General features: G+C 49.4%; 13 protein-coding genes, 1 tRNA gene, 1 pseudogene and 1 other annotated feature. Of the genes and pseudogenes, 13 read left to right on the forward strand and 2 right to left on the reverse strand.

Annotated elements, in window-relative coordinates; translation table 11 throughout:
- Window positions 1-16: 16 nt before the first annotated feature.
- A complete protein-coding gene (locus tag ACYVUV_RS02840; protein ID WP_439774836.1) occupies window positions 17-1,465 on the forward strand; it encodes an MDR family MFS transporter in 1,449 nt (482 codons plus the stop codon).
- A gap of 57 nt (window positions 1,466-1,522) precedes the next feature.
- On the opposite strand, the gene ACYVUV_RS02845 is transcribed toward ACYVUV_RS02840, so the two are convergent.
- A complete protein-coding gene (locus ACYVUV_RS02845) occupies window positions 1,523-2,182 on the reverse strand; it encodes a phosphatase PAP2 family protein (protein ID WP_439774837.1) in 660 nt (219 codons plus the stop codon).
- Window positions 2,183-2,251: 69 nt separating this feature from the next.
- Window positions 2,252-2,434: a binding site (T-box leader), on the forward strand.
- A 43-nt stretch (window positions 2,435-2,477) separates the two neighbouring features.
- Between ACYVUV_RS02845 and leuS the strand changes: the two genes are divergently transcribed.
- The 5 genes from leuS (at window position 2,478) to spxB (ending at window position 12,828) form a co-directional block, all read left to right on the forward strand.
- Window positions 2,478-4,892 carry a leucine--tRNA ligase gene (leuS, locus tag ACYVUV_RS02850; RefSeq protein WP_484498969.1) on the forward strand — a complete coding sequence of 805 codons (2,415 nt, stop codon included), beginning with the start codon at window positions 2,478-2,480 and terminating at the stop codon, window positions 4,890-4,892.
- A gap of 93 nt (window positions 4,893-4,985) precedes the next feature.
- A complete protein-coding gene (locus ACYVUV_RS02855) occupies window positions 4,986-6,605 on the forward strand; it encodes a putative polysaccharide biosynthesis protein (protein WP_439774839.1) in 1,620 nt (539 codons plus the stop codon).
- Between the two features lie 407 nt (window positions 6,606-7,012).
- The gene (gene ppsA / locus ACYVUV_RS02860) at window positions 7,013-9,427 is read left to right on the forward strand and encodes a phosphoenolpyruvate synthase (RefSeq protein WP_484498970.1); all 2,415 of its coding nucleotides are present in this window, start codon (window positions 7,013-7,015) and stop codon (window positions 9,425-9,427) included.
- Between the two features lie 161 nt (window positions 9,428-9,588).
- Window positions 9,589-10,755 carry a hypothetical protein gene (locus tag ACYVUV_RS02865; protein WP_439774841.1) on the forward strand — a complete coding sequence of 389 codons (1,167 nt, stop codon included), beginning with the start codon at window positions 9,589-9,591 and terminating at the stop codon, window positions 10,753-10,755.
- Window positions 10,756-10,977: 222 nt separating this feature from the next.
- The gene (spxB, locus tag ACYVUV_RS02870) at window positions 10,978-12,828 is read left to right on the forward strand and encodes a pyruvate oxidase (RefSeq protein WP_484498971.1); all 1,851 of its coding nucleotides are present in this window, start codon (window positions 10,978-10,980) and stop codon (window positions 12,826-12,828) included.
- 236 nt (window positions 12,829-13,064) lie between these two features.
- On the opposite strand, the gene ACYVUV_RS02875 is transcribed toward spxB, so the two are convergent.
- A tRNA-Leu gene (locus ACYVUV_RS02875) sits at window positions 13,065-13,148 on the reverse strand.
- A 99-nt stretch (window positions 13,149-13,247) separates the two neighbouring features.
- Between ACYVUV_RS02875 and ACYVUV_RS02880 the strand changes: the two genes are divergently transcribed.
- The 7 genes and pseudogenes from ACYVUV_RS02880 to ACYVUV_RS02910 all read left to right on the forward strand — a co-directional run bounded on the left by ACYVUV_RS02880 (window position 13,248) and on the right by ACYVUV_RS02910 (window position 23,809).
- A complete protein-coding gene (locus tag ACYVUV_RS02880; protein WP_439775474.1) occupies window positions 13,248-14,534 on the forward strand; it encodes a serine hydrolase in 1,287 nt (428 codons plus the stop codon).
- A 2-nt stretch (window positions 14,535-14,536) separates the two neighbouring features.
- Entirely contained in the window at window positions 14,537-15,388 is an 852-nt protein-coding gene (locus ACYVUV_RS02885; protein WP_439775473.1) for an NAD(P)H-hydrate dehydratase, read from the forward strand.
- 15 nt (window positions 15,389-15,403) lie between these two features.
- Entirely contained in the window at window positions 15,404-16,957 is a 1,554-nt protein-coding gene (locus ACYVUV_RS02890) for a Rib/alpha-like domain-containing protein (RefSeq protein WP_439775472.1), read from the forward strand.
- Between the two features lie 1,974 nt (window positions 16,958-18,931).
- Window positions 18,932-19,138, forward strand: a pseudogene (locus ACYVUV_RS02895) (hypothetical protein); the annotation flags it as partial.
- Between the two features lie 933 nt (window positions 19,139-20,071).
- Window positions 20,072-21,463, forward strand: a complete 1,392-nt coding sequence (locus ACYVUV_RS02900; RefSeq protein ID WP_484499367.1) for a SpaA isopeptide-forming pilin-related protein — start codon at window positions 20,072-20,074, stop codon at window positions 21,461-21,463.
- A gap of 164 nt (window positions 21,464-21,627) precedes the next feature.
- Window positions 21,628-22,287: an IS607 family transposase gene (locus tag ACYVUV_RS02905; protein WP_484498936.1), complete on the forward strand. Its 660-nt coding sequence runs from the start codon at window positions 21,628-21,630 to the stop codon at window positions 22,285-22,287.
- On the forward strand, window positions 22,211-23,809 hold the full coding sequence (locus tag ACYVUV_RS02910; protein WP_484498937.1) for an RNA-guided endonuclease TnpB family protein: 1,599 nt from the start codon (window positions 22,211-22,213) through the stop codon (window positions 23,807-23,809). Before ACYVUV_RS02905 ends, ACYVUV_RS02910 begins: the two co-directional genes overlap by 77 nt.
- Window positions 23,810-24,008: the final 199 nt, after the last annotated feature.

Raw genomic sequence — 24,008 nt, forward strand, 5'->3', positions numbered from 1 at the left:
TTCGTTGGAGAAAAGAATGAAGAAAACAAACGTGAAAATGGTCACGCTCGCTGTCTTTATCACCACTTTTATGTCCGCCATCGAAGGCACCATTGTTTCGACCGCGATGCCAACCATTATCGCCGATTTGGACGGGCTGGCAATCATGAGTTGGGTGGTGTCTGTCTTTCTGCTGATGACGGCAGTCTCAACGCCAATTTATGGGAAACTGGCTGATAGCGTAGGACGCAAGCCAGTTTTTTTATTTGGCATCGGACTTTTCGTGCTCGGCTCAGCCCTCTGCGGCTTTTCGCACTCAATGGTGGAATTGATCATCTTCCGCGTCCTGCAGGGACTTGGTTCAGGGGCCATTCAGACAGCAGGGGTGACGGTTTTAGCCGATATGTATGACATTGACAAGCGGGCCAAAATGCTGGGTCTGACCTCGGGTTTCTGGGGCCTGGCTTCAGTTATCGCTCCGCTTTTAGGCGGCTTTATCGTCCAGCACTTGTCTTGGCACTGGGTCTTTATGATCAACGTGCCAATCGGCTTGATCGCCTTTTTGCTGGTTGCTTGCTACCTGCATGAGGATATTGCTAAAAATAAATTACAGATCGACCTCAAGGGCAGCTTCAGCTTAGTCATCTTTTTGCTTTCCCTAATGCTCCTTTTGCAGGGGCTGGAAAAAGGCTTCAGCTGGACCTTGCTGGCTTTGGCGGCAATCATGCTGGTCAGCCTCTGCCTTTTTGTCAAGGTAGAAAAAACTGCCGCTGACCCGATCATTCCTTTCAGTATCTTGAAAGACAAGGAATTTTTGGCGGTCAACATCTTGCAGCTCCTGGTGTCCGGGGTCGTGATCGGCTTTGAATTCTATATTCCGACCTGGCTGCAGGGGATCAACGGGGTCAGCGCCTCAATCGCCGGCTTTGCCATTACGCCAAGCTCCCTTTTATGGGTCTGCGGGTCCTTCCTGGCCGGCGACCTTATGGGCCGGTGGGGGACGCAGAAGTTCTTTGACGCCTCACTCTTTCTTTTGCTTGGGGCTGACCTGGCCTTTATCTTGATTCCAACCTACACGCCATTTTGGGTCTTCTGCTTGATTGCCGTCTTCAACGGGATTGGCTTCGGCAGCATCGCCACGGCCAGCCAGGTCCGGGCCCAGATGGTGGTCGACAAGAGCCAGGTAGGGGTGGCAACTTCTTTTAACACCTTGATGAAGTATCTGGGTCAGACCGTGATGATGGTCTTTTACGGGATGACCTTCAACGCGGTCGTGGCCAGCGGGCTCAAAAAGCACCCTTCCTTGACCAGTGAGATGATGAACAAGATTGTCTCCCCAGCCCAGGCTAAAAGCCTGGATCCGGCCGTTTTGGCTCCTTTGCGGGAAATCCTGCACTCAGCCATGCGGGGGATCTACATCGTTTCTTTGATTGCCTTGCTTTTGTCTTTGGTCTTCAACCATATCTACCGGCAGAAGAAGGATTAGGCAAAATATGAATGCAAACAAAAATCTGCTCACGACTGGTGAGCAGATTTTTTGTTATTAAGGATTTAGTTTATTCTTTTTGTCCAAGGCCTTGAAAAAGAGCCAGCTGGCCAGGGAACTGAAGGCCAGGCCCTCACACCAGCCGCCTAAGACGTCGCTTGGCCAGTGAACGTGCAGGTACATTCTGGTAAAGCCAATCGACAGGGTGAAGAAGATGCAAAAGCCTATCAACCAGTATTTCAGCGGCTTCTTTTTTACCAGGACGACGATCAAGGCGATCAAGACCAAGGCCAAAGTCATAGAGCCGACTGAGTGGCCAGACGGGAAGGAGAAGCCGTCGGCGTGAACCGTTTTGTCCATCCGGGGCCGCTGGCGCTGAATGATGTTCTTGATAACCGAGTTGCAGTAATTAGCCGCGATCATGGTCAAGCTGGCGAAGACGGCGTGGATATAGTTCCGCCGGTAGATCAGGAAAAGGACCAGGATCACCGTAAAGACCGTGATGGTTAGCGTGTTGCCAAGCTGGGTCCAGTAAAAGGTCAGCTGCTTTTCGACTGGATTGTTGTTTCTGATGGCATTGTAGACTACCGTGTCAAAAGCCTTGATAAAGGGATTCTTGCTGGCGATCAGGTAGACCCAATAGGCAAAAAAGATGCTGAAGGCGCCGCCAAAAATTAAAAGCGGCTGATAATTAACTTTATTTTCTTTCGTATTCAATTGTTTTTAATTTTTCTCCTTGTAAAATTTTGGCCATGTGGTAAAGTATAATCGTTATAGAGAAAATAATAAAGGGCAGGGAGTAGTAGAAATTTTTCTTTCTTCAGAGAAGAGCCGGTGGCTGCGAGGCTTGAAAGAGAAATTTTGAACTCACCCGGACAATGCCAAAGTGTTGTTTCGCTTTAAGAAACATTTGAGTGTCACGCGAAAGCGTGGAACTTAGGTGGTACCGCGAAACAATTCGTCCTATGTTTGAACATAGGGCGTTTTTTGTTTTTAGGAAAGGATTTAGCAGATGTACAACCATAAAGTTGTCGAAAAGAAGTGGCAAAAGTACTGGCTGGAAAACAAGACTTTTAAGACTGGGACTGACCCAAAGAAGCCAAAGTACTACGTACTTGACATGTTCCCTTACCCATCAGGCAAGGGGCTGCACGTTGGTCACCCGGAAGGCTACACGGCTACTGACATCATGGCCAGAATGAAGCGGGCTCAAGGCTACAACGTCTTGCACCCAATGGGCTGGGATGCCTTCGGCCTGCCGGCTGAACAATACGCCCTGCAAACTGGTAACGACCCGGCTACTTTCACTGACCAAAACATTGCCCACTTCAAAAAGCAGCTGCAAGCTTTGGGCTTCTCCTATGACTGGGACCGGGAAATCAAGACCACTGACCCGAACTACTACAAGTGGACCCAGTGGATTTTTGAACAAATGTACAAGATGGGCCTGGCTTATGAAGCTGAAGTGCCAGTTAACTGGTCACCAGACCTGGGCACGGTCGTTGCCAACGAAGAAGTTATCGACGGCAAGACTGAACGGGGCGGCTACCCGGTTTACCGCCGCAAGATGCGGCAATGGATGCTGAAGATCACCGCTTACGCTGACCGTTTGCTGGATGACCTGGATGACTTGGACTGGCCAGAACCGATCAAGGAAATGCAAAGAAACTGGATCGGCCGCTCAGTTGGGGCTCAAGTAACCTTCAAGATCAAGGATTCAGACAAGAGCTTTGACATCTTCACCACCCGGCCAGACACCCTCTTTGGCTGCTCATACACGGTTTTGGCACCGGAAAACGACCTGGTCAAGGAAATCACTACGCCGGAACAAAAGGAAGCAGTTGATGCCTACATCAAGTCCATCGAATCCAAGTCTGACCTGGAAAGAACTGATTTGAACAAGGATAAGACCGGGGTCTTCACTGGTGCTTACGCCATCAACCCAGTCAACGGGGAAGAGGTGCCAGTCTGGATCTCTGACTACGTTCTGGCAACTTACGGGACCGGGGCAGTTATGGCTGTTCCAGCCCACGACGAAAGAGACTACGCTTTTGCCACTAAGTTCGACCTGCCAATCAAGGAAGTCGTTGAAGGCGGTGACATCAGCAAGGAAGCCTTTGCCGGCGACGGTGCCCACGTCAACTCAGAATTTTTGAACGGCCTCCGCAATGAAGAAGCCAAGGCCAAGATGGTCGACTGGCTGACTGAAAAGGGCGTCGGCGAAAAGAAGGTCAACTACAAGATGCGGGACTGGAACTTCTCCCGTCAGCGCTACTGGGGTGAACCAATCCCGGTTATCCACTGGGAAGATGGGGAAACCACTTTGGTGCCAGAAGACGAATTGCCGCTGCGCCTGCCTAAGGAAACCAACATCAAGCCTTCCGGCACTCCGGAAAGCCCGCTGGCTAACCTGACTGACTGGGTTAACGTTGTTGATGAAAACGGCCGGAAGGGCAAGCGGGAAACCAACACCATGCCGCAATGGGCTGGTTCAAGCTGGTACTTCCTCCGCTACATCGACCCGCACAACGACAAGGCTCTGGCAGACCCGGAACTCTTGAAGAAGTGGCTGCCGGTTGACCTCTACATCGGCGGGGCAGAACACGCGACCCTGCACCTGCTTTACGCTAGATTCTGGCACAAGGTCCTTTACGACCTGGGCGTCGTGCCAACCAAGGAACCATTCCAAAAGCTCTACAACCAGGGCTTGATCCTGAAGAACCATGAAAAGATGTCCAAGTCCCGCGGCAACGTGGTCAACCCAGACGATGTCGTTGACGAATACGGTGCAGACAGCCTGCGGACTTACGAAATGTTCATGGGGCCACTGAATGCTTCAATCGACTGGGACGACAACGGTCCTTCCGGTGTCAAGAAGTTCCTTGACCGGGTATGGCGGACTTTTGTCAACGACCTGGACCTGGACCCGATCCCGTCTGAAAAGATCAGTGACGAAAACGACGGCAAGCTGGACAAGATCTACAACGAAACGGTCAAGGTCGTTACGGAACACTTTGAAGAATTGCGCTTCAACACTGCCATTTCCCAAATGATGGTCTTCATGAACGCCTGCCAAAAGGTCGACAAGATTCCGCGGGAATACGCTGAAGGCTTCGTCAAGCTGATGGCGCCAGTTGCTCCGCACATGATGGAAGAAATCTGGCATGTCTTCGGCCACGACGAAAGCGTGCAGTTTGCTAGCTGGCCAACTTATGACGCAAGCAAGCTGGTTGAAAGCACGGTTGAAATGGCTGTTACGGTTAACGGCAAGAAGCGGGGCAACTTCCAAATCGCCAAGGATGCAAGCAGAGAAGAAGCCCAAGCTGCCGCAACCGCTCTGCCGCACGTCAAGGAATTTTTGGAAGGCAAGGAGATTAAGAAGGTCATTGTCGTGCCAAACAAGATCGTGAACATTGTTGCCAAATAATCTAAAATTTTCCTAAAAAATCAATTTATGGTATATTTCAAGCTGGATCAGGAATATGATAGTAGGTTGAAGTATAAGGATTAGGGAAGTTTTATGGCAAAAAACAAATCACAGACCAACTCCCAGGCCCAGCTTTTAAAGGGCTCGGCCTGGATGACTATTGGCTCTATCCTGTCGCGGATTCTTGGGGCGATCTATATCATCCCTTGGTATGCCTGGATGGGAAAGTTTGGCAACTTGGCCAACTCACTGACGGCGAAGAGCTACAACATCTATAGCCTGTTCATTATCATCTCCACCGCGGGCATTCCAGGGGCAATCGCCAAGCAGATTGCCAAATACAATGCCCTTAATGAATACGGGGTCGGCCGCAAGCTCTTTAGGCACGGCCTGGTCTTGATGGGAGCTTTCGGGATCATCTCAGCGGCCTGCATGTACTTTTTGGCCCTGCCGCTGTCTGGTTTTAACCCCCAGGAAGTTCCGGTGATCCGGAGCCTGTCCATCGCGGTTTTGATCATCCCGATCTTGAGCATTCTGCGGGGCTATTTCCAGGGCTTCAACGACATGATGCCAAGTGCCATGTCCCAGTTCGTGGAACAGCTGGCCCGGGTGATCTGGATGCTTTTGACGGCCTATGTGATCATGCGGGTCCAGCATGGCAATTATGTTGACGCGGTAACTCAGTCTAACCTGGCTGCCGCGATCGGGGCCGTGTTCGGTATTGGCCTGCTGGTGATTTTTTACCTCAAGCAGAAGCGGACGGTGGATCCCTTGATCGCCCAGTCCAACAACCAGGTGCAAGTTTCGACCAACAGCCTGCTCTTTGAAATCATCCAGCAGTCGATTCCCTTCATCATCATTGACTCTGGGATCAACATCTTCCAGCTGGTGGACCAGTATACCTTCCACCCGATGATTGCCAGCTTCATGCACGTGCCTTTTGATGAAGTAGAAAGCTGGTACGCCTTGTTCGGCTTGAACGCCAACAAGCTGATCATGATCGTGGTTTCCCTGTCAACGGCCATGGCAGTTACCGCCATTCCGCTTTTGTCAGGGGCCCATGCCAGAAGGGACTACCGGGATATTTCCCGCCAGATCGGCAATACCTTGGAACTTTTCCTGTTTGTCTTATTGCCGGCTTCACTGGGGATGGCCGCGATTTCAGATCCTCTGTACACGATCTTCTACGGCTATGACCGGCTGGGAGCCCATGTCTTGTACCTGTCCTCCTTTACGGCCATCAGCTTGGGGATGTTTACGGTCCTCATGGCCATCTTGCAGGGGCTGGACGAGAACATGTACGCGATCCGCTATTTGATTCTCGGCTTGGTCATCAAGTCAATCGTCCAGTATCCGATGATCCGTCTCTTCAAGGTCTATGGCCCGCTTCTGGCGACCAACCTGGGCCTTTTGGCGGTCATCGCCATGTCCCTCAAGCACCTCAGCGTGAAATACCGCTGGCGGGCTGACCGGACCATGCGGCGCTTTATCGGGATTGCCAGCTTCTCCTTAGTGATGTTCGCGGCAGTGTTTGCCACGGTCAAGCTGGGCGGGCTCTTCCTCAGTCCATACCGCCGTCTGTCAGCCATGCTGCTCAGTGCTCTTGCGGTTGGGGTAGGCGTAATAGTCTACGGGGCCTTGAGCCTTAAAACCGCCTTGGCTGAAAACATCTTGGGCAGCCGGGTGACCCGGATCATGCAAAAGTTCAGATAAGTTTGGATAAAAAGAATAAGAGTCATTGAAAGATCCTCCTTTTGGAGGGTCTTTTTTTCGTCTTTTTTTCGCCATTTTTGGAATTTTTTCATTCGCTTTTTTGCCCAGATCGTCTATTCATGGCAAAAATCTTGCGAAAAAAGTTGCAAAAGGTCTTGGTCTGACGGGGGATAGGCGGTCTTTTTGATAAAACTATTTTTTAGTTTGTGAATAAAAACAATTCGATGATTGCCAGTACTTTAACAGAAAAGTCTTTTGGAAAGATTGTTATTTTGACAAAGGAAACGGTTACAAGAAATTCCTCCAAAAAACTTGTAAGAAACTGTTGACATTTTTTCACAAAAGGGCAATAATCAATAGTGAAAAGTGAAAAGGCTTACAAGCCCTAGTGATATGAGGTGAAAACAATGGAAGTTAACGACAAGAAGGAATTGACTGAGGAAGAACGCCAAAATGCATACGTTCTTTGGTTTAACCAACTGCGCCGCGAAGACGTGGCCCTGGTTGGGGGCAAATCATCATCATTGGGTGAATTGACTTCAGGTACTGACGTGCCAGTGCCTTATGGCTTCGCGACTACTGCTCACGGCTACCGGCACTTCATGGAAGTCAATGGCTTGAACGAGAAGGTAAATGCCTTGCTGGCAACTTTGAAGGACCCAGAAGACTCAGAAGAACTGCACCGGGTCTGCAGCCAGATCAGAAAGATCATGCGCGAGGCACCAATGCCGGAAGACTTGGCCGAAGACATCGGCAACTCATATGACGAACTGGCCAAGATGACCGGGCAAAACGAACCATACGTTGCGGTTCGTTCAAGCGCTACGGCCGAAGACCTGCCAGACGCTTCATTTGCCGGGGAACAGGACACTTACCTTAACGTTAGAAGTCGCAAGGATGTTATCCGCAAGGTACAAGACTGCTACGCTTCCCTGTTCACGGACCGGGCAACCTACTACCGGATCAAGCAGAACTTCCCGCAAGAGAAGGTTGCTTTGTCAGCAGCTGTCCAAATGATGGCCTTCTCCAAGTCAGCTGGGGTTATGTTCACGGTTAACGTTGCCAACGGTGACGACACCAAGGTCATGATCGAAGGTTCATGGGGCCTGGGCGAATACATCGTTCAAGGGACGGTTACCCCGGACAACTTCGAAGTTGACAAGGAAAGCATGCAAATCGCAAGCAAGACCATCAACAACAAGAACATTGAATTGATCCGTCTGCCAGGCGGCGGGGTTGAACAAAGAGACGTCCCAGAAGACGTGGCCAAGACTCCATGCTTGACTGACGAAGAAGTCATCGAACTTGCCGGCTACGCTAAACAGATTGAAAAGCACTATGGCTGCTACATGGACATGGAATGGTCCAGAGACCAGGACGACAAGCTCTGGCTCGTTCAAGCCCGTCCGGAAACTGTTTGGTCACAAAGAAAGAAGGAGGGCGGCGCCAAGGAAGAAACTGACGTTAAGGCTCCAAGCTCCAACAAGGTTTTGGTCAAGGGTCTGCCAGCCAGCCCAGGCGTAGCTTCTGGTATCGTGCACGTAATTGACGACCCGAAGGACATCGGTGAATTCAAGGAAGGCGAAATCCTGGTTACCTTGATGACCTCACCAGACTGGGTACCAGCCATGAAGAAGGCGGCCGCTATTGTTACCAACAACGGTGGGATGACCTGCCACGCCGCTATTGTTTCCCGGGAAATGCAGATCCCATGTATCGTTGGTACCGCCAGCCGGGGGACTTTTGCAACCAGATTGCTGAAGACCGGCCAGGAAGTAACGGTTGACGCCAAGAACGGGGTTGTCTACCAAGGCGTAGCCGAGGAAGTCGTTAAGCCAAAGAAGGCTGAGACCGCGCCAATGGCTGCTGCTGAATACTTCCCGCCAACGGCAACCAGAGTCATGATGAACCTGGGTGACCCGGACCTGGCTGAAAAGTACTCAACTCTGCCAGCTGATGGTATCGGTTTGATGCGGGAAGAATTCTTGTGGACCACTTACATCCACCAGCACCCGCTTTACTTGATTGAAACCGGCCACCCAGAACGGGTTGTCAACGAACTGGCCAACGGGATCAGCAAGGTCTGCCGGGCCATGAACCCAAGACCAGTTGTCTTAAGATTCTCTGACTTCAAGTCCAGCGAATACCGGAACTTGAAGGGCGGGGAGAAGTACGAACCGCATGAACCAGCTGACCTGCTTGGCTGGCGCGGGGCAAGCCGCTACTACGACCCGAAGTACATTGAAGCCTTCAAGCTGGAACTGGAAGCAGTCAAGAAGGTTAGAAACGAATTCGGCCTCAAGAACTTGAACGTCATGATCCCATTCTGCAGAACTGTTGAAGAAGCAGAAAAGGTAACCAAGATCATGGCTGACGAAGGGCTTGAGCGCAGCCGTGACTTCAAGGTCTTCATGATGGCGGAAATTCCATCCAACATCATTTTGGCTGACAAGTTCAACAAGTTTGTTGACGGCTACTCAATCGGGTCAAACGACTTGACCATGCTGATCATGGGGACTGACCGGAACAACGACGCCGTTTCCGCCCTCTACGACGAACGCAACCTGGCTGTTAAGCGGGCAATCCGTCACTTGATCAAGACCGCCCACAAGGATGGCAAGACCGTTTCCATCTGCGGCCAGGCACCTTCAGAATACCCAGACTTCACTGAATTCTTGGTTAAGAGCGGGATTGACTACGTTTCCGTAAACCCGGACATGGTTAAGGAAACCAAGCTCAACGTGGCTCACTTTGAACAAAGAATCCTGCTGGATAAGGCTACTGGCCTGGGGATGCAGGACACTGAAGATTACGAATGGTAATTAGACTGATTTGATCATCAAGTCGCTCCTTATGGAGCGGCTTTTTTGTTGAATATTGCAAAAATCAAGCATTTCATGTCAATTTGACGTAAAATTGAAAATGAATTATCATAATTTTTTTAGCAAAAATCAGCACTTTAAGTTAAGAGGAAAGCAGATACATGGCACAACAATACTACTCAATGGATCAAATCGCAAAATTGGCACAGGTTTCCCAGCAGCAGGTCTACTACCTGATCAACATGAAGTTTAAGTTCAAACCGACCTTGACTGACCCGACCGGCAATAAATTTTATGACGAGCGAGCGGTGGGCCAGATCTTCCAAGAGCTGGGCAAGGTCCTGCCCAAGTCGGCAGCTTCGCCGGCAACCGACAACGGCCTTTTGGACATCAATGCCCTGGCAGAAACCACTGGCCTGGGCAAGAAGAAGCTGCGGATCTTTTTGCGGGAACACAAGGAATTGAAGCCAGACTTCGTTGATGAAAAGAACCACAACAAGAAGTACTGGGGACCAAACGCCATCCAGTACATCAACGACCACTTCGCAGCTGAAGAGGAAAAGGCTGAAGAAAAAGCAACAGACCAAAAGACTGAAGCTGAAGAAAAGAGCTCTGAGGCTGAAGTCAAAGAAGAAAAAGCTGCAGAAGCAGTAGAAGCAGCAAAGACTGAAGACAAGCCAGCAGAGGAAGAAAAGCAAGAACAAGAAAGCCAGGAAAAGCAAGTAGAGACTACTGATACAGCCGAAGAAGAAAAGGTTGCAGAAGAAGCAGAAGAAAAAGAAGACAAGCCAGCTGGTCCGCGCTTTATCAAGAAGGCACCGCGTCCGGCAACGGAAAAATTAGTTGAACACCCGCAAGTTGAATTGCCTTTTGCCTTTGACGATACCGAGGAAGCCGAAAACAAGGCTGAGGAGGCCGAAAAGCCTGCTACTAAGCCAGAGGCCGGGGAAGAAGCAAAGCCGGCCGAAAAGGCTGAAAAGAGCCATGAGCCGGCAAATGACCAGCAGTTTGTCGTCCGTAAACGTACTAGCGACGACAAGCGGGGCCGGGGCAATTACGGCAAGCGCAGAAACAACCAGAGAAATGGTTACCAAAACCAAAACCGGACCAACAATTACTCTAAGCGGCGGGAACTTTTTGCCGGCAAGATGAAGCTGGTTACGGAAAAGGGGACTTTCTACACTGACCAGTTTGCCAGCCTGGAAGAACTGGCAGAATTCGTCTTTTCATCTAAGGACAGCTTCATGAAGGTGGAGAAGTACAACCGGGGCGAATTTTCACCAGCTTACATCTCAACCAAGAGCATTATCGAATTTGAAGAAGCTTAAAAAAAGCGGATCGGATGATCCGCTTTTTGCATGCTTTCATTGATAAAATTTTGTCTAATATTCATAGAATCTTTCTTAAAGCTGTGAAAAGCAAGAGATTGTCCTGGCAATATCCAAGAAAATAAAATTAATATTTTCACAATGTTGACAGCGCTTACAAGAAGCCTATAATTATTAATGTAAGTAATTTTTTGAAGGTATTAAATGTAAGGAGATTCACTTATGGCAAAAATTAAGGGTGCTAACGCAGTTTTAGATGTTATGTACAAGTGGGGGATTGACCACCTCTATGGTTTCCCAGGCGGTTCATTCGACTCAACCATGAACGCGATCTATGAAATGCAAGACAAGATCAAGTTCATCGAAGTTCGTCACGAAGAAGCTGCTTCTCTGGCTGCCTCAGCAGAATACAAGCTTACTGGCAAGCTTGGCGTCTGCATGGGTTCAGCTGGCCCTGGTGCCATCCACTTGATGAACGGCTTGTACGACGCTAAGTACGACAAGACCCCAATGGTTGCCCTGGTAGCCAACGTTCCAACTCCTCGTCAAGACATCAACTTCTTCCAAGCCTTTGACGAAATGCCATGGTTCCGTGACGTTGCCGTTTGGGTACACCAAGCCAAGACCAAGGAAGCTTTGCCAGTCTTGATGGACACTGCTATCCGTCAAGCATACGCAAAGAAGGGTCCAGCTGTTTTGGTAATTCCTAAGGACTTCGGCTGGCAAGAAATCGAAGACAACTACCGCGTTTCCGCAAGCAACCACGTTGCTGACAACTACGCTGCTCCAACTGCTGAATCAATTGAAGCCGCAACTAAGTTGATCAAGGAAGCTAAGAACCCAGTTGTTTACTTCGGTTTGGGTGCTTCTGGTGCTGCCGACGAATTGAAGGAATTCTCTGACAAGTTCAAGATGCCAATGATGTCCTCATACCTGGGCAAGGGTATCGTTGAAGACAGCTTCAAGCCATACCTTGGCACGATCGGCCGTATCGGTGCCAAGGCTCCTAACGAAGTTCAAGGCCACACTGACCTGGTAGTATGGGTTGGTAACAACTCACCATTCTCAGTCTTGTGGTTCCCTAAGAACGCCAAGGTTATCCAAATCGACGTTGACCCAGAAAAGCAAGGCAAGCGTCACTCAGTTGACGTATCAATCCTGGCAGATGCCAAGAAGAGCTTGCGTGCTTTGATCGACGCAGGTGAAGCCCGTGAAGAATCACCACTTTACAAGGCTGCTTTGGCTGACCGTGAAGAATGGGACGCATGGACTGCTTCATTTGCTGACGACCACTTGAAGGACGAAGGCCGCGTACGCCAAGAACCAATCTGGGATGTCATCAACAAGGAAGCCGCAGACAACGCTGTCTTCGCTATTGACGTTGGTAACGTCAACATGGACCACGTACGTCTTTTGAACATGAACGGCAAGCAACGCTGGACTACTTCCGGTTTGCACGCAACTATGGGCTACGGTTCACCAGCTGCCATTGCAGCCGCAACTGCTATGCCAGACCGTGAAGTATGGCACTTGGCCGGTGACGGTGGCTTCGCTATGATGAGTGAAGAACTGCTGACTTTGGCTCGCTACAACATGCACGTATTGACTGTTGTCTTCACTAACGAGACTTTGGGCTACATCGAAGCAGAACAACGTGACGAATCAAACCAGCCTCTGTCAGGTGTTATCTTGCCAGACAACGACTGGGCAAAGGTTGCTGAAGGTATGAACATGAAGGCCTTCACTGTTCACGACAAGGCTGAATTCCAAGCAGCTGTAGAAGAATGGAAGAAGATGGACGGCCCAGCCTTCATCGACGTTAAGTACACTAAGCACATGGCTTACTCAACTGAACTTAACACTCTGGACGACCCAGAATTCGTGAAGTACTACCACGCAGAAGCTCTGCACCCATTCTCATACTTTGCTGAAAAGTTTGGTTTGGACATTGACGCGGCTTCAGGTGCATCTGGTCACTCAGAAGACAAGGCTGACGCTTTGCAAGTTCAAGCAACTACTAGTGCTTCATCTCCAGAAACCGCGCCAGACACTACTTCAGGTGCTTCTCACTAATAGTCTAAACGGCGAATAAGAGCAAAAGAAGATCTCCTTTTTTGAGGGAGATCTTCTTTTTTGTCTTTGCCTTCTATTCTTTTTTCTATATTTTCTCTTTTAGAAAATATTTACTCTTTCTTAGGAGCAGTTTTCCATTACTTTGCTAGGCTAAAAAGGCAGTAGAAGCAAAAAAAGAGCCGACCCTAAGGTCAGCTCTCAAAACTCCCATGCTGGACGTCCCAGCTATTCATTCATGCCCACTAAAGGAGTCGAACCTTCACTCTGTTGCCAGAACAGCGACCTGAACGCTGCGCGTCTGCCAATTCCGCCAAGTGGGCATCTCGTGCCTCAGCACATATTTAATAATAGCAAAAATTTGGTAAAATGGAAGTGCTAATTCAAAATTTTCGTAATTTTTTTTGAAAAGAGGAGCGATTTTGTTAAAAAAGATAAAAAAGGCGCTGCTGAGTCTGGCAGCCAGTGGATTTTTGCTGACCGGAATAAGTACTTGGCAGGCGGCGCCGGTTGCGGCGGCAACTGCCAACTATCAGCAGCAGGACCTGAATCTGGACGTCAAGGCCGCGATTGCCGTTGATGCCGACAGCGGGCAGATCCTTTATGCCAAGAATGCCACGACTCCGCGGCAGATTGCTTCCATGACCAAGCTGGTGACGGTTTACCTGACCCTGCAGGCCATTAAGCAAGGTAAGCTGTCCTGGACCAGCACGGCCAAGCCAACGGCCGCGATTGCCAAGGTCAGCCAGAACACCGAGTATTCCAACGTGCCTTTGACCAGTGGCCATGCCTACACGATCAAGGAGCTCTACCGGGCTACTCTGATCGAATCCGCCAACGGGGCAGCTATGACCCTGGCCCAGGCTGTCAGCGGCGACCAGGTGACTTTTGTTAAAAAGATGCGTCAGCTTTTGACCAGCTGGGGGATCAAGGACGCCAAGATCTATAACGCCTGCGGCTTGGCCAACGGCAACCTTGGCTCAGCGGCTTACCCGGGCGTAGGCAAGAATGTTGAAAATGAGATGTCAGCCACTGACATGGCTATCGTCTGCCAGAAGCTCTTAAAGGACTTCCCGGAAGTCTTGCAGACGACTTCAATCACCAGCGCGACTTTTTCATCCGGCTCAACTCAAAGCCAGATGACCAACTGGAACTGGATGCTGAAGGGGCTCAGCAGCTACTACTCTGACCTGCCAGTTGACGGTTTGAAAACGGGGACTACTGACAAAGCAGGTGCCTGCTTTGCCGGGACAGTGAAGAAAAACGGCCACCGGATCATCACTGTAGTTTTGGGCGCCAAGCACGCAAACAGCCAGGACCCGTCCCGTTTCGTGCAAACGGCCAAATTGATGCACTATGTTTACCAGAACTACACGGCTGTTACCTTGAAGAAGGGGTCCAGCATCAGCGGGGCTAACACGGTCAAGGTGCCAGAAGGCAAGGAAACCAGCAGCAAAGTTGTTTTGGGCAAGACGGTGACCATCTGGGCCAAGCAGGGCAGCAAGCTGCAAACCTCTTTGTCCAAGACTGCAGTATCAGCACCTGTAAAGAAGGGGAGCAAGCTGGCCAGCTACAAGTTTTCAGCAACTAGCGGAAAATTGCCATCTCTTAGCGGTAAGACGGTGACCGCGCCAGCTGTAGCAACCAAGGACAATCAGGAGGCCAACTTCTTCGTCCGTCTGTGGCGGAGCATTTTTGGCAGCAAGTAAAAATGAAAAGCATTGATGAAGATTTAGCCCGGCAGGTGGTCCGCCCCCGACCGGCTGAAAGCCACAAGGGCAATTACGGCCGGGTCCTCCTGATTGGTGGAAATCGCCAGTACGGCGGAGCCATCAGCATGGCTGCTGAGGCCGCGGTTTGCTCGGGAGCGGGCCTAACGATGGTAGCGACTGACCCGGTCAATTTCGCCGCCCTCCACGCCCGCCTGCCAGAAGCAGCCGTGCTTGACTACAATTCAGATCTGGCTGAGCAAATTTCCAAGTCTGACGTAATTTTGTGCGGTCCGGGCCTGGGCTTGGATGAAAAAGCCTGGAAAATTCTGGAAGCAGTCTGCAAGCATGCAGGTTCTGGCCAGACTATTGTTTTTGACGCCAGCGCCTTGGATCTGCTCAGTCAAAGGCCAGACCTGCTCAAAAATCTCCAGGCTGGTTTAGTCGTTCTGACTCCCCACCAGATGGAATGGCAGAGGCTGAGCGGGATCAAGATTGCTGACCAGGAAGACCAGACCAATCAAGCGGCTCTTTCGCGTTTGTTTTCGGGCGAAATGAAAAATGTTATACTGGTCTTGAAGGCACATCGAACGCGAGTATATGGCTTTACAGGTGAAATCTACCGCAATTCAGCCGGCAACCCAGGGATGGCTACGGGCGGAATGGGCGATACTTTAGCCGGTATTATTGCCGCTTTTATTGGCCAGTTTGGCCCCAAGCTGACCAGTGTTTCAGCAGCGGTTTACTGCCATTCAAGGGCAGGAGACGACCTTTACCAGTCTTCCTACCTTGTCCGGCCAACGCAAATCTCTGCTTATATGCCGCGCTTGATGAAGCGCCTGAGCACCTGTTAGATATCGGAGGAAATTATGAAAAAGTCAAAGTATCTTACTCTGCTTTCAGTGGCCGCTTTGACCCTGCTGACCAGCGGAATCGGCAGCCAAGCTGTCTTGGCCGACACGGATACGGCGCAGACGACGGACACGACGACCAATACGTCAACTAATACGACTACGGATACGTCGGATGCATCTACTGCTTTAAACCAGCAGGAAGCCAAGGGGCAGAAGCTGACCACGACCGTCGGCACGCTGCCGGATGCTTCTGACGCCATCAGCAACAAGTCTGATTTAAAGAGCGTCCAGGGTTACAGCTGGAAGACCACGCCAGACGTGTCAACTGCCGGCAGCCAGAAGGCAACGGTAGTCATCACTTATACTGACGGGACGACCAGTGAAGTTGCAGTCGACTTAGTAGTAACCAGTTATGCCAGCCAGAACAGCCCGGTAGCCAAGACTGGCTTGACTGCCAAGGTTGGCCAGACTTTGTCGGCCAGCTCAGCTATCAGCAACCTTTCCAGTCTCAAGAACGTGGCCAGCGTGACCTGGAAGCAGGCGCCAAGCACCGCCAAGGCTGGCACGGTTAAAGGGATTGTTTTAGTAACCTACACTGATAAGTCGACCGATACGGTAGATGTCACGGTTAAAGTGTCTTCAGTCGTGACGACCAAGAAGTCGGTCAAGAAGAGCAAGAAGAAGCAATATGTAACCAAGACCCGGAAGATCATCTTGGACCGGCCGGGCAAGAACAAGACCATCACTCAAAAGGTTAAGCTTTCCAGAACGGTAACAACGACCACGACAACGACTAAAACCTATACAGATGACAAATTGACCAAGACTTCGACCAGCTCTAAGAAGAGCTATGGCAAGTGGTCAAAAGGGACCTGGAAGAGTTATAAGGTTCCTGCTATAAGCGGCTACAAGCGTAGCACGACTAAGGTTAAGGCCAAGACAGTGACTAGCAAGACCAAGAACGTTACAATCAAGGTTAGCTACAAGCAGGTTCTTCATAAGCCGGCCAACGCTCCTTACTATGACCCAGCAGACATGCGGGCCAAGACTGGGGACTACTACTTCAAGTCAAGTGAGAAGCGGGCTTACCCGAACCTGGCCAAGTACAAGAATGTCTGGATCCGGGTTTCCATTTTGGGCAACCGGGTCTACGTCATGAGCGGCAAGAAGGTCATCTACACCATGTACTCTTCAGCCGGCCGTTTTGAAATGACTAATGGCAAGTACCAAAGCGACACGCCGCGCGGCACCTTCTCGATCAAGGCAGCTTACGGCCCGTCCTTTGTTTCATCAGACGGCGTAGGGGCCCGTTACTACATGGCCTACTATGGCAGTGACTACTTGTTCCACAGCGTGCCGATCAACAACTACGGCTCTGGCGTCTACTACAAGGGCTACCACTATGGCTACGGCGGCGTCGGCAGCAATGCTCACTTGACTGTGCAGGGGACCAAGCCGGACTCCCACGGCTGCATCCGCTTGACCTTGAGCGACGCCCGCTGGCTGTATGGCCAACGGACTTCAGGCAAGCTGAAGGTGGGTACCAAGGTCGTTATCAAGTATAAGTAGGCCTTTAAGTAGAATTTCTGGTCAAAAGAGCAATATTGCTTGTTAATGTAAAAGTAAACAGGACTTTTTCACAAAGAGTGAAAGAGCCCTGTTTTTTTGTCTTGTATAGCTTTATAGCGACTAGTATTACGATATTACAAAAATGTGTAATAGCTGCGTATAGGAAACTATATCTGTAATACAATTCAATTATTTTCTCAAAATAAATTTAAGCCCTATATGATAACTAAAAACTAATTACTTTTTTGTGAAAAAACCTTGTCTAAGCAATACTAAAGGCTTATATTTAGTAACGATAGATACCAAAAGGCTTAATGGCCTCTAAGGAAAACAAGTTTGTGTATTAATCAAGTGTTATTCAAATTTATAACAATGCTCACAATGGTATAAGTGATGTTCTAAATTTGGAAAAGAAGACTATAAATTATTTTGGTGTAAGAAAAGATGATAAATGGGTGATTTGCAATGAAATGGGTTAAAAAGAAGAGCTGCTGGAAGCTTCTCCACTTGCTGACAGCGCTGATGCTCGCTTTAAGCCTGCTTCTGCCCTGCGGGGCCGGGATAGCGGAATATATCCAGGCTCCTTCTTCTGCGCTGGCCGCGGTAAAGAGCAGTGCGGACCTCGCTGAAGAAAAATGGATCGATGATCTGACAATTTCTACCGAGCAGAATGTCAATGGCCAGGAAAAATGGGTCAAGATTGACAGCGGCAGCAGCTTGGAAAACGGAGCAAACGTCCGGGTCAAAATTGATTACACGATTCCGCATGACTCTCTGGCGGACAAGGGCAAGGTAACCTACCAGTTCCCGGACGGCTTTAGGATTGACAAGCAGCAGACCGGTCATGTTTATGACAGCAATGATTCCAGCAAGATAATCGGTGACTACACAATTTCCACTTCTGGTAAGGTTGAGATCAGTTTCAATGAAAACTTTGACCCGGCTGCCAACCAGATCGGGACATTGCAGGTCAATGGGACTTTGGAAAATTCCAGCTCCTCCAGCGACAAGCCTCTGGTCTTTCCGGGTTCGGGCACCAGCATCACGGTGAAAAAGCAGGAGGAAGCTGACACAAAAGACGTTTCCGTTAAAAAGACCGGCCAGGTCTCTGGCGACCAAAAGCGGGTTGACTATACAGTCACCGTTTCAAGTGAAAACGGCAGCCCGGACAAAGTTGACGTCACTGACAAGCTGTCCTGGATCAATAACGCGACTGGCAAGTATGACGACAGCAGTTTCAAGATTGTCAAAGAAGATGCCAGCGGCAAGAAGACAGAGATGAGTCTGTCGGACTACAAGCCGCAGATTGACAGCGATACTTTTACAATCAAAAATCTTCCGCAGCTGGGCAAGGGTGAATCCTACAAGATTACTTACTCAGTTGGCATTACGCCTAAAGAAAATACCGACGGCTACGTCCAAGTCGGCAACAGCGTCAAGGCGACCTCCGGTAAAAAAGAAAGCTGGGGCGGCGACCAGGAGACGGTTTCCAAGTCTATGGTTTCCAAATCCGGCAGCTCCAGCAATGGCGAAATTGAATGGACGATCACCGTCAATGATGATCGCCGCGACATCAGTCACTACCAGCTCAGCGATGATCTGCCAAGCAAGCTGACCTTGGACGATGATATAACGATCACTGACGTAGACGACTACAGCCAGTCAGCCAGCCTTTTAAGCAAGCTGATCGTCAAGGGCAAAAAAGGTGACAGCCAGATTCAGCTGGACTTTTCAAAATTGCCGGATAGCTTGAAGAAGCACAGCTTCAAGATCGTCTACAAGACCAAGACAAATTCTTTAGCGGCAAACACTAAGGTGACCAATAAGGCTGACTTTAAAGGTGACGGCCACAGCTACAATTCAAGCGGTGAAGCTACCGTAACCAAGGAAAGCAAGACTTGTGACCTGAAGAAGCAATACGATAGCGAAGAAAAACTGAACGCTGACGAGCAGCGCTACAAGTGGCACTCTGACATGACCTTGACTGGTGAAAAGCTGTCTACCTTGACTTATGAGGATGACATCTATAACGCTTCAAGCTATACCAGCCATGATGAAGTTGTAACTGACCGGGGAAGCGGCACCCACTATGCTTTAGCCAGTGAGCTTTACCGGGAATTAACCGATAAGAGCCAGCAGAGCTTGACTGATGGCAGCAATACTTATGTTTTAGGCCAAGACTACAAGCTGGAACTTACCTGCTATGACAAAAACGGACAGGTGGTCAAGAACACTGATTCTTCAACACCGGTACAGAAGTTTAAGTTGCAGCTGACTGCTGTGAACGGCAGAACTTTGACGCCAACTAAGTACACCATTCACTATTCAACCCGCGCTAAAGTCAGTGAAGCCGTGGCTGGTGAAACCTGGACCTACTACAACCGGGGGGAACTGGTCAGCGTCAATGACAAAAAGCAGAACAAGGAAAGCTATGACCAGCATAGCTTCTCAGTTAAGAGCCACATCAGCAAGCAGGCCAGCTTAACCGGGGATGCCGGCAGCTACCAAAGCAAGCCGATCACCCAGGATATGGCCAAAGCCAGCGGCAAGATCTACTACAGTCTTTTGCTCAGTGTGGACAAGGATTCAAGCGGCAAGCTGGTTGTGACAGACACATTGCCGCAAGGCCTGACCTATGTTGAAGATTCGCTGAAGGCGGCCTTTTACTCAAATGACTGGTATACCTGGACCAAGCAAGACAACGGCTATGACTTGGAAAAAGACCAGAAGCCGCAAATCGCGGCAGAAAAGCTGGCTGATGGCCGGACCAAACTGACGATTACTCTGCCAGCAGGCTATGACAGCAGCAGTGAGCAAAAGATCCGCTTGACCTACCAGGCTTCTTATACGGATGACCGGACTTGGCAGGACATGAAGAATACTTCCAAGACCTATGTCAACACCGCGGGCTTTAAAGGTGATGAAGACAGCCAGAAGACAACCATCAAGCGGGATGTTCCCGTTTTGGCCAAGACTGGCAGCCAGGTCAAGGATGCAAGTGGCAGCTTGACCAATGAAGTTGCCTACCAGGTCAACATCAATCCGGCGGCTGATGACCTTAATCCAAACGGGGACACGGTTATTTTGACCGACCAGTTGTCCATGCCGGACGGGATGCAGGCTTACCTTAAATTGAAAGAAACCAAGCTTTACCAGTATGACCCAACTGCTAAGGACCACTTGGGCAAGGAATTAGATCCAAGCTTATACAGCTTGAACTATGACCCAGACAAGCAGCAATTAAAGCTGGAACTGCCAGACAAGCAGGCCTGCGTTCTGGTCTACCATTACAGTTTTGACAGTGGGGACAACATTGATCCGACTGTTTCCAACAGCGCTTCTCTGGCTGGCCATTACTCAGCAAATACTTCCAGCAAACTGACCAACAGCGACTCCTCCGCTTCCATCGCGGCTAAAAAGGTGACCGTCTACAAGGTCGACGCGGACAACAATGCCAAGACTTTGCCAGGAGCCCAGTTCAGCCTGGAAGAACAGGACAACGGCAGCTGGAAGAAGGTTTCATCAAACTTGACGACAGATAAAGAAGGGAAGGTTGTTGTTGCTGACTTAGACAACAACGCGGTCTACCGGATCAAGGAAACTAAGGCGCCAGAAGGCTACGGCCTCAACCAGAACTACTACTACCTGTCCTGGATGAACGGCAAGAAGAGCAAGAGCGAGATCTACAGCGGTCTTGCTGCAAATATCCAAAATGAAATTGGCGGGCAAAAGAACGTTCACTTCTTTGCCAGTGCCGGCGGCTCAATCTACGTGCCAGACAGCTACTGCCAATTGAAGGTAAGCAAGACCTGGCTGAACCATGACGGCACGGCCGGCCAGGCTGGAGTGCCGGAAATTACGGTTCACCTCTACCGGGCTGTCAAGAAGCTGGATGGGGTGAAGGTCAAGGTAACCGTTATAGATGGCTGGGGCAATACAAATAGCAGCTATGACTGGACAGTCGCCAAGGGCAGCACGGTCAGCCTGTCTTGGGAAAAGCAGGGAGCCATTGATAGTTCCGGCTTAGCCAGCGTCCTGGTTAACGGGATTGACCAGCAGCTGCAGTCTGGCAGCAAGGCTTTTGCTTCCAGTGCCCTTAATGAAGATACAAATATCGTCATTAAGGCCAACAGTTGGATCAATTCACCGGAAATCGACAAGACAGATCCGCAGCTGGCGATTGACCAGACTAGTAAGACCTTGGTTGACACGGTCAAGCTCTCCAGTGCCAACAACTGGCAATATGTCTGGAGTGACTTGCCGCAAGAAGATAAAGATGGAAACAGCTTAGTATATTTCGCAGAAGAGGAGGCGGTGCCAGGATACACCAGCAGCTACCGGAACAACAATGGGATCAAGAATGGGGAGATCACCATCTTGAACCAGGCGAAGAGTGAAAACTTTGCCTTGCCAAAAGCCGGCGCGACCGGTATCTGGGCCTACGCGGCGATCGGCGTCAGCGCGGCCTTGACAGCTAGCTGGACAGCCAGAAGGAAAAAGAAGTAAATCAGCAGAGTAACAAGAGAGAATCAGCATAAAGAGAAAAAAGAAAGAGTAAACAAAGAGGGTGTAACTGCTAAAAATTATTCATTTCATCCAATGTTAAATAGCAACGTTTCTTACCAATTCTTGATATAATATCTATATCGAAAGATTGGGAGGAAGAAACGATGAGCGAATACATGTCCATATCAAAAGCAGCTGAGTATCTTAACGTTGCCAAGTCAACTCTCCGCAATTGGGAAGCTGAGGGATTGATTACACCGCTTAGAACTGCCTCCAATCAACGTCGCTACACTAAAGAAATGCTAGATGAAGTTCTGCAAGGAAATGTGAAGGCATCTAAGCCTAAGAAGCTGCTGACCATCGGCTATTGCCGGGTTTCTTCTGGTCATCAAAAAGAAGACCTCCAAAGGCAGAAGGACGTAGTGTCCAGATATTGCGAAGTCAATGGCTATCAGTTTAAGATCATTCAAGACGTTGGATCAGGTCTCAACTATAAGAAAAAAGGCCTGACAGTGCTGATCAACATGATCTGCAAGAAGCAGTGCGAGCGAGTCGTGGTAAATTACCAAGACCGGCTTGTCCGTTTTGGCTTTGAAATGATTGAGACAATCTGCCAGGCAAACGACGTAGACTTGGTTGTCATCAATCAGACAGATAACGTTGATCCAAATTCAGAACTTGTAGAAGATGTTTTATCTATAATCACTTTTTTCTCAGCTAAGCTGTATGGAAAGAGGTCGCATCAGAATGCAAGAGTCATCCAAGAAAGCAAAAAGCTCTTCAATCAAGCAGACAGTGACAAAGACTCAGCCCAAGACGATTAGAGTCTACTCCAAAAAGTTAAGCGATGAAGAATTTGCCAGAATGTCCGACTTCTTTGAAAGATACGGCAGGTGCCGGCATTTCTTTTTGAACCGCTACTGCGGTATCAAGTCGATGCTAGCGGTCAATAACTGGCAGACTCTGCGCAACCAAGTTCGCAAGTGGGACAAGCCGGTTAAAGGCGCAAAAGGAAAGCTAGAAACAGTCTACAACTTTCAGACCAAGCACTGGGTAGGCGCTCTCCGCGAGGCATGTGCCAACATAAAGAGCATGTGGTCGAATCTGGCTAACCGTTTGAAGAAGCTGATCCAAGGAAATGAAAATCTTTCTGCAGATCAGCGCCACCTTTTGTTCTTTATTTTGAAATTTAAAGGCGCATGGCAAGCTGTCCTTCTTTACAAGCCAATTGATTTGCCAGAAGAATACGCTGAAACCTTTACTGAAATAGAAGCTAAGATGACGGATAAGCAAATCAAACAGGCATACAGCTACTTACGCCGGATTACTTATCGCTACCACTACCGGGCACGGAAGTCGGGCAAGCTTGGCTCTAGCATGAAGTGTGACTTGAATTGGGCATTTGAGGGAAATACTTTTTCATTCAGTTCAGATGTACCTAGAAAGCAGTTTTCTGTAGAGATGACCAGTCCGTGGAGTTATCCACGCACCGGCGATATCACAGTGGTGCTAGACCGCATCAAGCAGCGTCTTGAAGTTCATAAGCTGATCAATAGCAAGCGCTACAGCAACGATTCAAAGAAGGCAATCGGCATTGACAAGGGGCTTGCCACCCTGCTTTCCTGCAGCAGCGGCAATGAATATGGTGAAAATTTCAGCAAGCTTGCCAATGCCATCGTTGACAAGTACGGCAAGCGAAACGCAAATCGGCAGCCTTATATGAGTCTGCGCTGGCAGCTCAATCAGCAGCTTGAGCAGCTGGAGAAAAAGGACAAGCCTTTGTCCAAGACAGCTTCGAGGAAGAAAAGAAAACTGCTTGGGAAGCTTAAGAATCTGGAGCAAAACAATATCGGAAGAAAGTCGTATGAAAAGAGTTACCGCTCAGCGCAAGAAACTGTCAGAAGCTTTATCAACTGTGCGATAAACAGGATGATTGAGACAGAGCATCCGGCAGTCATTGCCAAGGAAGACTTGACGTTCGTAAAAGAAAAAGGCGTCAAATCAGATAACAGCAGATTCGCAAGAAAAATGCGCAAGCGCTTGAATTCATGGACTAAGGGCCAACTGGATGAGCGCATTGAATACCTTTCAAGTAAGAATTCGATTGAAACTCATGATGTCAATCCGGCATATACTTCTCAGTATTGTCCGATCTGCGGGCAGCATTTTGAGGAAAGATACGGCAGTCATCATGAAATGACTAGATGCAAGAAATGCGGCGAGATGAATGCGAATATCGCCGCAGCAAAAAATATATTGAGTAGATTAACTGACGAAGAAATCACGCTTTACACGCCTTACAAGCGAGTTAAGGAGATTCTTGACAGTCGGATAAAAGAAGCATAAGCCAAGTAATACTACAAAGTTGAAGGCTCTAGCATGTAAGAGCAGTCAGCTTTAACGAACTCAGTTCGGGGTATTAAAATCGCGGCTTGACAGCTTCGAAAAGGTATCACGATATGCTTGCCTGCTTTTTGGCAGGCAAGATGCTTTTCCGACTGCCATGCTAAAAGTTTCCAGTGGGGCAGATAAAAAGCTATTGGAT

Source organism: Lactobacillus sp. WILCCON 0149, from assembly GCF_057197965.1.

Excerpts from the sequence above, each read along its gene's own strand:
- ACYVUV_RS02885 (WP_439775473.1), top strand. The coding sequence starts at position 14,537 with ATGAAAAGCATTGATGAAGATTTAGCCCGGCAGGTGGTCCGCCCCCGA.
- ACYVUV_RS02900 (WP_484499367.1), top strand. The coding sequence starts at position 20,072 with ATGCAGGCTTACCTTAAATTGAAAGAAACCAAGCTTTACCAGTATGAC.
- ACYVUV_RS02865 (WP_439774841.1), top strand. The coding sequence starts at position 9,589 with ATGGCACAACAATACTACTCAATGGATCAAATCGCAAAATTGGCACAG.
- ACYVUV_RS02910 (WP_484498937.1), top strand. The coding sequence starts at position 22,211 with ATGCAAGAGTCATCCAAGAAAGCAAAAAGCTCTTCAATCAAGCAGACA.
- ACYVUV_RS02840 (WP_439774836.1), top strand. The coding sequence starts at position 17 with ATGAAGAAAACAAACGTGAAAATGGTCACGCTCGCTGTCTTTATCACC.
- spxB (WP_484498971.1), top strand. The coding sequence starts at position 10,978 with ATGGCAAAAATTAAGGGTGCTAACGCAGTTTTAGATGTTATGTACAAG.
- ppsA (WP_484498970.1), top strand. The coding sequence starts at position 7,013 with ATGGAAGTTAACGACAAGAAGGAATTGACTGAGGAAGAACGCCAAAAT.
- ACYVUV_RS02905 (WP_484498936.1), top strand. The coding sequence starts at position 21,628 with ATGAGCGAATACATGTCCATATCAAAAGCAGCTGAGTATCTTAACGTT.
- ACYVUV_RS02855 (WP_439774839.1), top strand. The coding sequence starts at position 4,986 with ATGGCAAAAAACAAATCACAGACCAACTCCCAGGCCCAGCTTTTAAAG.
- ACYVUV_RS02890 (WP_439775472.1), top strand. The coding sequence starts at position 15,404 with ATGAAAAAGTCAAAGTATCTTACTCTGCTTTCAGTGGCCGCTTTGACC.
- leuS (WP_484498969.1), top strand. The coding sequence starts at position 2,478 with ATGTACAACCATAAAGTTGTCGAAAAGAAGTGGCAAAAGTACTGGCTG.